At 61.6% G+C, this 9,095-nt stretch carries 11 protein-coding genes; 5 read left to right on the top strand and 6 right to left on the bottom strand.

Annotated elements, in window-relative coordinates; all coding sequences use genetic code 11:
* Nucleotides 1-467 precede the first annotated feature (467 nt).
* Genes NKI24_RS06550 through dapD form a run of 3 tightly spaced genes read right to left on the bottom strand, consistent with a single transcriptional unit; the run spans nucleotide 468 to nucleotide 2,529 of the window.
* Complete coding sequence (locus tag NKI24_RS06550; RefSeq protein WP_352455973.1) at nucleotides 468-1,256, bottom strand: hypothetical protein; 789 nt, start codon at nucleotides 1,254-1,256, stop codon at nucleotides 468-470.
* Between the two features lie 21 nt (nucleotides 1,257-1,277).
* Nucleotides 1,278-1,649 carry a DUF805 domain-containing protein gene (locus NKI24_RS06545; protein ID WP_352743988.1) on the bottom strand — a complete coding sequence of 124 codons (372 nt, stop codon included), beginning with the start codon at nucleotides 1,647-1,649 and terminating at the stop codon, nucleotides 1,278-1,280.
* A 25-nt stretch (nucleotides 1,650-1,674) separates the two neighbouring features.
* Nucleotides 1,675-2,529 (bottom strand): 2,3,4,5-tetrahydropyridine-2,6-dicarboxylate N-succinyltransferase, encoded by an 855-nt coding sequence (dapD, locus tag NKI24_RS06540; RefSeq protein ID WP_352743986.1) that lies wholly within the window; start codon nucleotides 2,527-2,529, stop codon nucleotides 1,675-1,677.
* A gap of 145 nt (nucleotides 2,530-2,674) precedes the next feature.
* Between dapD and NKI24_RS06535 the strand changes: the two genes are divergently transcribed.
* Complete coding sequence (locus NKI24_RS06535) at nucleotides 2,675-3,514, top strand: LOG family protein (protein WP_023718198.1); 840 nt, start codon at nucleotides 2,675-2,677, stop codon at nucleotides 3,512-3,514.
* Nucleotides 3,515-3,548: 34 nt separating this feature from the next.
* On the opposite strand, the gene NKI24_RS06530 is transcribed toward NKI24_RS06535, so the two are convergent.
* Nucleotides 3,549-4,256, bottom strand: coding sequence for a pyrimidine 5'-nucleotidase (locus tag NKI24_RS06530; protein ID WP_023677476.1), 708 nt, complete (start codon nucleotides 4,254-4,256; stop codon nucleotides 3,549-3,551).
* A gap of 161 nt (nucleotides 4,257-4,417) precedes the next feature.
* Here NKI24_RS06530 and NKI24_RS06525 point away from each other — a divergent pair, with 161 nt between their 5' ends.
* Nucleotides 4,418-5,179 (top strand): GGDEF domain-containing protein, encoded by a 762-nt coding sequence (locus NKI24_RS06525; RefSeq protein ID WP_352568520.1) that lies wholly within the window; start codon nucleotides 4,418-4,420, stop codon nucleotides 5,177-5,179.
* A 49-nt stretch (nucleotides 5,180-5,228) separates the two neighbouring features.
* On the opposite strand, the gene NKI24_RS06520 is transcribed toward NKI24_RS06525, so the two are convergent.
* A complete protein-coding gene (locus tag NKI24_RS06520) occupies nucleotides 5,229-5,396 on the bottom strand; it encodes a hypothetical protein (RefSeq protein WP_352452988.1) in 168 nt (55 codons plus the stop codon).
* Between the two features lie 93 nt (nucleotides 5,397-5,489).
* Between NKI24_RS06520 and NKI24_RS06515 the strand changes: the two genes are divergently transcribed.
* Complete coding sequence (locus NKI24_RS06515) at nucleotides 5,490-5,990, top strand: MarR family winged helix-turn-helix transcriptional regulator (protein WP_352452989.1); 501 nt, start codon at nucleotides 5,490-5,492, stop codon at nucleotides 5,988-5,990.
* On the opposite strand, the gene phhA is transcribed toward NKI24_RS06515, so the two are convergent.
* Nucleotides 5,985-6,818, bottom strand: coding sequence for a phenylalanine 4-monooxygenase (gene phhA, locus NKI24_RS06510; RefSeq protein WP_352452990.1), 834 nt, complete (start codon nucleotides 6,816-6,818; stop codon nucleotides 5,985-5,987). The two genes, NKI24_RS06515 and phhA, sit on opposite strands and share 6 nt — an antisense overlap.
* 140 nt (nucleotides 6,819-6,958) lie before the next feature.
* On the opposite strand from phhA, the gene NKI24_RS06505 reads away from it, so the two are divergent.
* Both NKI24_RS06505 and bchE read left to right on the top strand, forming a co-directional pair.
* Nucleotides 6,959-7,435 (top strand): Lrp/AsnC family transcriptional regulator, encoded by a 477-nt coding sequence (locus tag NKI24_RS06505; protein ID WP_023677481.1) that lies wholly within the window; start codon nucleotides 6,959-6,961, stop codon nucleotides 7,433-7,435.
* 102 nt (nucleotides 7,436-7,537) lie between these two features.
* Entirely contained in the window at nucleotides 7,538-9,076 is a 1,539-nt protein-coding gene (bchE, locus tag NKI24_RS06500) for a magnesium-protoporphyrin IX monomethyl ester anaerobic oxidative cyclase (protein WP_352743982.1), read from the top strand.
* Nucleotides 9,077-9,095: the final 19 nt, after the last annotated feature.

The following is a 9,095-nucleotide window of genomic DNA, read 5'->3' as shown; positions in this document are numbered from 1 at the left end:
GGCTCGGGCTCAACCAGCTCATGAACGCCTTGTGGCCGCGGCTGTCGTTGGCAAAACGCCGGCTCGCGCCGTCGCTCAGCCTGTGGGCGTCGAGATGGTCTTCGATATGTCGATCCCGATGGTATCGTTGGTCATCTTTCACTTGTCCTGTGCTTGTCGTTCGGAGCCGAACTCCGGGTATCCGTTCAGGCCTCAAGGGAAAGACGAGGGCGATCCGACTCTAGCTCGACCCGTCAAACGGTCAGCAATTCCACCGATCCGACCCTCGCCGCTGAGGGAGGGCGGCTACCCTCTCTCAGCGTTCCTTTCTGACCCTTTCGGCAGCGAAAGTCATAAGACAAGCAATTCCAGGAAAAGTGTGAAACGGTTTTCCGCACGGAATTGCGTCAAAACAAAAAGATAGAGCGGTTCGGCGTTTCTGCGAAACGATGAGCCGTTCTAGCGGATCTGCCGCCGGGTCGCCGGTTTTAGCTTGCCGGCCCCGGTCGTCTGCGGACTGCAGGCCGACGCGGCGGACCCGGCTCGGGATCGGTCTTCGCCGCACGTGCCGGCTGCCCATGAGGGGTTTCGATCAGCGTGATCTTCTGCCAGATCTTTCGCGAGAGGTTCGAAGCCAGGTTCTCGATGTCATTGACGCCGTCGATGACCACGGCGTCATTCACCGATTGCGCGAACAGCGCGGCGATCTTGCCGGTGATCGACAGCATTTCGGAGCAGTAGTCGAGATAGCGGGCAAGGTCGGCGGCGTTGGTGATGCGGGCTGGCGAATGCGCAGTCGGCTTGAAACTGGCTGAAAGCGTTGCCGGATCCTTGGTCAGCTGGTGCATGTCGATGACGTGGATCAGCGACCGCAGCCCGTGGAGCTGGCGAAACACCCGCTTGCGCTTGATCCGCTCCTCGGAGCGAATCAGGGCCAGGAAGCCCAGCACCGCGAGGATGATCATGTTGAGGGAGGCTTCGATGCCTTGCACCGACTGGAAGGCATCGTGGTTTCCCGAGATGCGGCCGAGCGGCAGGATTGTGCCGACGAACAGGAACATCAGCGCTCCGACGACGAAGGCGGCGATGATGAGGCCGCGCAGCCACCAGATCGGCGCCTCCAGCGCCTTGGCTGCCTTTGCCAGATCGCGCGACAGCGACACGAGCTCGGCGGCGACGCCGCGCAAGCCTGCATCGGGAAAGCGCTCGGCGACGCGCCCTTCCAGCCGTTCGGCGGTTTCGAGGATCAGTTTCGGATCAAGCGAGCGGTAGCGCATGACGAAATGTCCGATCGGCGCTCAGGGTTCGGCCGGTGCGTTGGTGCGCTTGCCGTAGCGGTTGGGGCCGGGGTCACTTTTGAAAAAAGCCAGGATAAAAAGCAGGACGATGCCGATAATGAGAGAGACCAATGCGTAATAGGTAGGCTTGCCGAAATCATGGAACCGCTTAGCCGTTAGCGCAAAGGTCGACCATGTCGAGACGAACACTGCGATCCATAAGGCGAGCGCCCAGTACTGGCTCGCGGCAGTGCCTAACGGCGTTCGCGCGAACTGGTAGAGCAAGAAGTGTTGAACGATGACCGGCAAGAGGCCAGCCAAAACATAGGCGCTCGGATTCACTCGCCCGGAAAGGCTGAAGAAAAGCCACAGGAATTGAGGTTTGTCAGTCAACCCGGTGCATCCGTTCTTGGAAAGATCAATCGCGCAGCAATTCGTTGATCGATGTCTTGGAACGGGTTCTGGCGTCGACCCGCTTGACGATGACGGCGCAGTAGAGGCTGGGGCCGGGCTCGTTGTTTGGAAAAGGCTTGCCCGGCAGCGAGCCGGCGACGACGACGGAATTAGGCGGCACCTCGCCGTAGAAGATCTCGCCGGTGGCGCGGTCGACGATCTTGGTCGACTGGCCGATGAAGACGCCCATGCCGAGCACCGAGCCTTCGCGAACGATGCAGCCTTCGACCACTTCGGAACGGGCGCCGATGAAACAGTTGTCCTCGATGATGGTTGGGCCGGCCTGCATCGGCTCCAGCACACCGCCGATGCCGACACCGCCCGACAGATGCACATTCTTGCCGATCTGGGCACAGGAGCCGACCGAAGCCCAGGTGTCGACCATGGTGCCGCTGTCGACATAGGCGCCGACATTGACGAAGGACGGCATCAGCACGGCGCTGGGCGCGACATAGGCGGAGCGGCGCACGATCGACGACGGCACGGCGCGGAAGCCCGCCTTCTCGAAATCGACGGCGCTCCAGCCGTCGAATTTCGAGGGCACCTTGTCCCACCATACCGCCTGACCGGGACCACCCTTTATGATCTCCATCGGGGTGAGCCGGAACGACAGCAGCACCGCTTTCTTCAGCCACTGGTTGACGTGCCATTTGCCGTCGGCCTGCCGCTCGGCGACGCGGGCGACGCCCCGGTCGAGCAGGTCGAGCGCCGATTGGATGGCCTCGCGCGTCTCGCCGCGGGTTGCGGTCGAAATCGTGTCGCGTTCCTCGAAGGCGTTCTCGATAATCTCCTCGAGGCTCGCGAGATCGGGCTTCGACATGAATTCGCTCCATTACCAAGCTGTTAAGGGCCGGCGCCTTAACCTGTTTGAAAGTCGCGCGGACCCTATGTGAAGGCTTGGGGAGGGTCAATCGCGGCAGCGTCACGGGACGGCGCAAGTGAATGATTGGACGGGTAAAGCAAATATGACTCCCATGGAAAAGGCGGGATGGACGCCGCTGCCGCATTCGGACGAGGATCTGGAGCGGTCGAAAAGCGTGCCGGACACGCCGCAAACGCGCGCGGAGACATATCGGCTGGCCTGGAACGACCCCGATTTCATGACGCGGCGCGAGTTGCGCGCGGTCAGGCTGCAACTCGAACTGCTGAAGCCGGAGATGATCCTGGCCGAGCGCGGCATCCAATCGACCGTCATCCTGTTCGGCGGCGCGCGCATTCCCGAGCCCGGCGGCGAAGCCTGGGCGGCCAAGAACGAGACGCAGAAGAAGAACCTCGAGCAAAACAGCAAATATTACGAGGAGGCGCGCAAATTCGCCCGCCTCTGCTCACAGCAGTCGGCCACCTCGTACTATCGCGAATTCGTCGTGGTGACCGGCGGCGGGCCGGGCGTCATGGAGGCCGGCAATCGTGGCGCCGACGATGTCGGCGCGCCATCGATCGGTCTCAACATCGTGCTGCCGCACGAGCAGGCGCCAAACGCCTACGTGACGCCGGAACTCTGCTTCAACTTCCACTATTTCGCGGTCCGCAAGATGCATTTCGTCATGCGTGCCAAGGCCGTTGCGGTGTTTCCCGGCGGCTTCGGCACGATGGACGAGTTCTTCGAAACGCTGACCCTGATCCAGACCGGCCGCATGGAACGCGTGCCGGTCATCCTGTTCGGCAAGGCTTTCTGGGCAAGGGCGATCGACCTCGATTTCCTCGCCGAGCAAGGCACGATCACGCCCGGCGACCAGGATATCATCGATTTCGTCGACACTGCCGACGAGGCCTGGGGGATCGTCAGCCGCTTCTATAAACTTTGACATGCAAGCAAGGACTTGAAGCGCGCCGGCTGCCTCAAGCAGGGACTTCCACGATCGCCGTGAGAAAGCCGGCGAGGTCGTCGGTGACGAAGTCCACATCGTCCTCGTTGGCCGGGTCGCGTTCCCAGATTTCCGAGAAGGTCGGCTCGAAATTGCGCGGCACCACCAACACTGTGGTCATGCCCAGCGATTTCGGCACCGACAGGTTGCGGGCAAGATCTTCGAACATCACCGCATTTTGCCCGGTAACGGCGTGGAGTTCGGCAAATTTCTCATAGGATTGCCGCGCCGGCTTGGGGTTCAGTCCGGCTGCGACGATATCGAAAATATCATCGAAATGCTCGAGAATGCCCAACTGCCGCGCGGTGCGTTCGGCATGCCGGCGATCGCCGTTGGTGAAGATGAATTTACGGCCGGGAAGCTGGCGAATGGCGGTGCCTAGGACGGGATCTGGAACCAGCCAGGAATAATCGATGTCGTGGACCTTCTCGAGAAAATCATCGGGGTCGATGCCGTGGCGCGTCATCAATCCGTTCAGCGTCGTGCCATATTCGCGGTAGAGCTCCTTTTGCAGCTTGCGTGCTTCCTCGCGCGGCAGCGTCAGCAATTCTCCGACGTAGGCGGTCATCTTCACATCGATCTGCGAGAACAGATTCGAATGATGCGGATAAAGCGTGTTGTCGAGATCGAACACCCAGTCGGTGACATGGGCAAAGCGGGCGGGGTCGGGAAGCGTGGTCATACGTCCTTATGGCACGAAACGATCTTTCTAACAGGAGGTTTATCCACAACCTATGCGCGCCCTGGGTGGTAAAAATGGCGCCATGATTAAAATCTTAAGCATCGCCGAAAGGTGACATTCAGCGCTTTGCTGGAACCAAGACGGACCAGTGGGAGCAAGCGATGAATCGCATATTTCTAAAGTCTGCCGCCATCGCTTTCGCCTCCGTCGCGGTCTCGCTTTTGCTGACGCTGATCGTCGTGCCGGCAATGGGGTTTCCGATCAACCGCACCATCTGGCTGACATCCACCGTGTGCCCGCTCGCGCTTGCCTGGAGCGTCGGCGCCTATACGTTCTGGCAGGGCGAAAGGTTGCAGACCGCGCATCGCGAGCTCGCCCGCGCCCATGCCCAACTCGCCGCCGCGCACAGGCGCTTGGCGGAAAAGGCGAGCCGCGACGACATGACCGGCATGCTCAACCGCGAAAGTTTCTTTGCCGCTCTCGACGGCTCCCGGCGCAAATCCGATCGCGGGGCATTGCTGATTGTCGATGCCGACCATTTCAAGACCATCAACGACAGCTACGGCCATCTGATCGGCGACGATGCCCTGCTCCTGATCGCAAATGCGATAGAGCGTGGCGTGCGCAGCGGCGACGTGCTTGGCCGCATCGGCGGCGAGGAATTCTGCGCCCTTCTGATTGGTGCCACCGAACACGAGGCCAGGCGCGTCGCCGAGCGCATCCGGCGTGAAGTCGAGCGTATCCGTTTCCGGCCCGTCGACGAACGAACGGTTCCGCTGACAGTCAGTATTGGCGGCATCACCTGCGGCAGAGACGCCGCAGTGTCGGAGCTAATGCGCGCCGCCGACCAGCGGCTCTACGAGGCCAAGCATCGCGGCCGCAATCTGTCGATCATCGACCGCGATATTTCCGAAGCCGCCTGAGCTCGGCCTTAAGCCTTCTGCTGCATTCAACCGCGCCGCTGCCAGACTGTCAAAATCCGAAGATGGCGATGCGGAACAGCAGGGCGGCCGCCGCCAGCGCGACCTGAGCGATGCCAAGGCCAATGGGAGAGCCCCAGCCATACCACTCCATCGCCAGCTTGGCATATTTGAACTCCTCGGCCGGTGTGAGTAGGCCGCGCGTTGGGGTCTGATTCATGTTTCACTCCTTGCAGGCTGCGATAGACCTTGCCTTGCGCCTGATGCAGCATATTACTATAATGGCCGTAATGTTAGGCAGATTGATAGTTAGATGGTCGAAATAAATTCGTCAAGCATGAATCGGGCCGACATGAAGACCGCCATCAGCCTTGCCATTATGGGCTGGCAGGACGCGACGCAGGCTTATGACGAGGCAGTGGGCGATAGGCTTGGGCTGAGTATGGCGGAACGCCATTGCCTGGCGCTGCTCTATGGCGGCCCGCGATCGGCTGGCGAGGTCGCTGCCGCAACAGGGTTGACGCCGGCCGCGGTCACCGCGCTGATCGACCGGCTGGAGGCACGCGGCCTGCTGACACGAACGCGCAGCCTCGAGGACAGGCGCAAGGTGGTCATAGAGGCGACGGAACTCACGCGAGAACTATCGGCGCGCTATTATGGCGCGATCGCGCAGGAGGGGGAAAAGGTGATCGCCACATTCAGCGACACTGAACTCGCCACGATCCTGCGCTTCGTCACGGCGTCACTCGACCTTCAGCGCGACCAGCTGGCCCGGCTGAAGGCCGAGGCTTTGGAAACAGCCGACAGCCTATAGGCTCGCCGGGTCGAGCGCTGGCTCGCCTTTGCGGCGCGCCACGATCGCCGCAAGATCGGCGGTCTCGAAAGCATCACGCAGGGCGGCGAACGACGGCAGCACGAAATAGGCACGCTGGAACTTGTCGATCTCGTAGCCGGTGCGCATCACGGTTTCCAGGTCGAAGGGGACATGGTGCGCCTCACCGCCTTCGACCGCGAACTGAAGCTCCGTGAAGGATGACATAAGCCCGGCGCCGAAAGCCTTCAGCGGCTGGCCCGGCTCGCGTATCAGCCCGTATTCGACGGTGTACCAGTAAAGCCTGGTGATCATCTCGTCGCCGCCGAGCGCAATCACGCTGTCGGCCTTCTTGCCATACATCTGCATGAAATCGGCAAAGACCGGCTGCGTCAGGATCGGCACGTGACCGAAGAAATCGTGGAACATGTCGGGCTCGACAATGTAGTCGAGCTCCTTTTGGGTTCGCAGCCAGTTGGTGACTGGGAACCGGCGGTTGGCGAGGTGGTCGAAGAACGGCGCGGCGGGAATGAGCCCCGGCACGGCGACGATCTCCCAGCCTGTGAACTTGCGCAGCTTCTCGCTGACCGCACCGAAATCCGGGATCTTATCGAGAAGACCGAGTGCCGCGACGCCGTCGAGGTAGGAGTGGTGGGCGAGCTTCCTGGTCAGCTTCGTCTGGCGGTCGCACAGCGTACGCCACACCGCCTGTTCTTCGTCGCTATAATTGTAGCCTTGCGCCACGGTGAAATCGGCACGGCAGACCGAATAATCGCCGCGAAGGCCTCGCGCCGCGCATTCGCGGGCATAGTCGGCAACGTTCATTGTCATGGCTTGCTCTCCCTGGAAATCATGATCAGCGGATTGCCGGAAATTCTAGCGGGATGGCGCGAGGCAAATCAGCTTTGATGGTGGCTCAAATGCGGGGTTGGAGGTAAAAGACTCCACGATCGAGCTTTGGGAGAGTGAAAATGCCTCAGTTTGATGAATTCGAGATCAAGATGCTCGACATCCTGCAGCGCGACGGGCGCAAGCCGGTCTCCGAATTGGCGCAGGAGATTGGGCTGTCGACGACACCTTGCGCGCGGCGCTTCGAGGCCCTTCAGCAGGCGGGCATCATAAAGGGCTTTGCTGCGGTGCTCAGCCGCCGCGCCGTCGGGCTGATGGTCGAAGTGTTCATCCAGGTGCGCCTCGTAACCCACAGCGACGGCTCACCCGAAACCTTTATCGCCGCCGTGCAGCGCATGGACGAGGTGTCGTCGTGCTGGACGATGACTGGAGACTACGATTTCCTGCTGCATGTCATGGTGCCGTCGGTCGACGAGCTCAATGCCTTCGTCATGCACCGGCTGATGCGGCTCGAAGGCGTGCGCGACGTACACACACAGCTTGTGCTGCAGAACATCAAGGGGCCCGGCCATGTCCCGCTTGCACATCTCAGACGATAGGCATTTCTGCGGAAAAGCTGCACACAAACTGCTGAAGCGAGCCAATCTCCGGAACTAGATCGCCGACTACGACATGCGGACCGCCATTGCATAAGGCCCGCCATGAAAATCGTCCTGATCAACCCGCCGCATACCGCCATCGGCAGCCGTGTGCCGGACGACCATCTGCCGCCGCTCGGTTTGCTGGCACTGGGCGGTCCGCTGATCGACGCGGGACACGAGGTGCGGCTCGTCGATGCCGAATTCGGGCCGATGCCGCTTGCCACGCTGGTCCGGGACGCCTTGAGCGATCATCCCGACTGCATTCTGATCGGCCATTCCGGCTCGACCTCTGCGCATCCGACAGCCCTGCTGATCGCCGGCATGGTCAAGCACATCGATCCGGCGACAATCCTGATTTATGGCGGCGTGTTTCCGACCTATCACTGGCGCGACATACTGGCCGAAACGGATGCCTTCGACGTCATCGTTCGTGGCGAGGGCGAGGCGACCATCGTCGCGCTGGCCGAAGCGCTGGAGAAACGCAAGCCGCTCTCGGCTGTGGCGGGGATCGCTTTTGCTGACGATGTGCGCCGTCCTTTTGCCACCCGGCCGGCAAGGACGATCGCCAATTTCGACGATTACCGCATCGGCTGGGAACTGATCGACTTCAGTCGCTACAGCTATTGGGGCGGCAAGCGCGCAGTAGTCATGCAGTTCTCGCGAGGCTGTCCGCATCTGTGCAACTATTGCGGCCAGCGCGGCTTCTGGACGCGCTGGCGGCACCGCGACCCCGGGAAGTTCGCGCGGGAGATTGCCTGGCTATACCGCGAGCATGGCGTCGAGCTGATCAACCTTGCCGACGAGAACCCGACGTCGTCCAAAAAAGCCTGGCGCGCCTTTCTCGATGCGATGATCGCCGAGAATGTGCCGGTGCTGATCGTCGGCTCCACCCGCGCCGACGACATCGTCCGCGACGCCGACAGCCTGCATCTCTATCGCCAGGCCGGCGTCATCCGCTGGCTGCTTGGCATGGAAAATACCGACGAGCAGACGCTTGCATTGATCCGCAAGGGCGGCAGCACCTCGTCCGACCGCGAGGCGATACGGCTGCTGCGCCTCAACGGCATCTTGTCGATGGCGACCTGGGTGGCCGGTTTCGAGGACGAAAGTTTGCGCGACCTCTGGCGCGGCTTCCGCCAGCTGATCGCTTATGACCCCGACCAGATCCAGGCGCTCTATGTAACGCCCCACCGCTGGACGCCGTTCTTCAGGATTGCCAGGGACCGCAAGGTGATCCAACTGGACGCCCGCCTGTGGGACTACAAGCACCAGGTGCTGCGGATGACGCGCCTCAAGCCGTGGATGTTGTTCTTCGCCGTCAAGCTGATCGAACTGGCCGTGCAGTCGCGGCCCAAGGCGCTGGCGCGCATCCTGTTCCACAAGGATCCGGAGCAACGGCATTCGATGCGCTGGTACACCAAAATGGGCCGCCGCGTCTGGTTCCGCGAAGTCGGGGGCTTTCTGGTCCGCGACCGCCGCCTGAAAAATGGCACAGCGTTCGCCGAATTCTGGGGCGCGCCGCAAGACGAGGAAGAAGAATCGATGGTTGTCGAACGCCTGTCGCGTCAGTCCGTGACCGCTATTTCGCCAAACGCTTGAGCCCCTCAGACACCCGGCC

This window comes from Mesorhizobium sp. M0701 (genome assembly GCF_040320365.1).
Taxonomy (GTDB): Bacteria; Pseudomonadota; Alphaproteobacteria; order Rhizobiales; family Rhizobiaceae; genus Mesorhizobium.
Note: the sequence above shows the minus strand (reverse complement) of the source record. Positions and strands in the feature narration are given on the sequence as shown.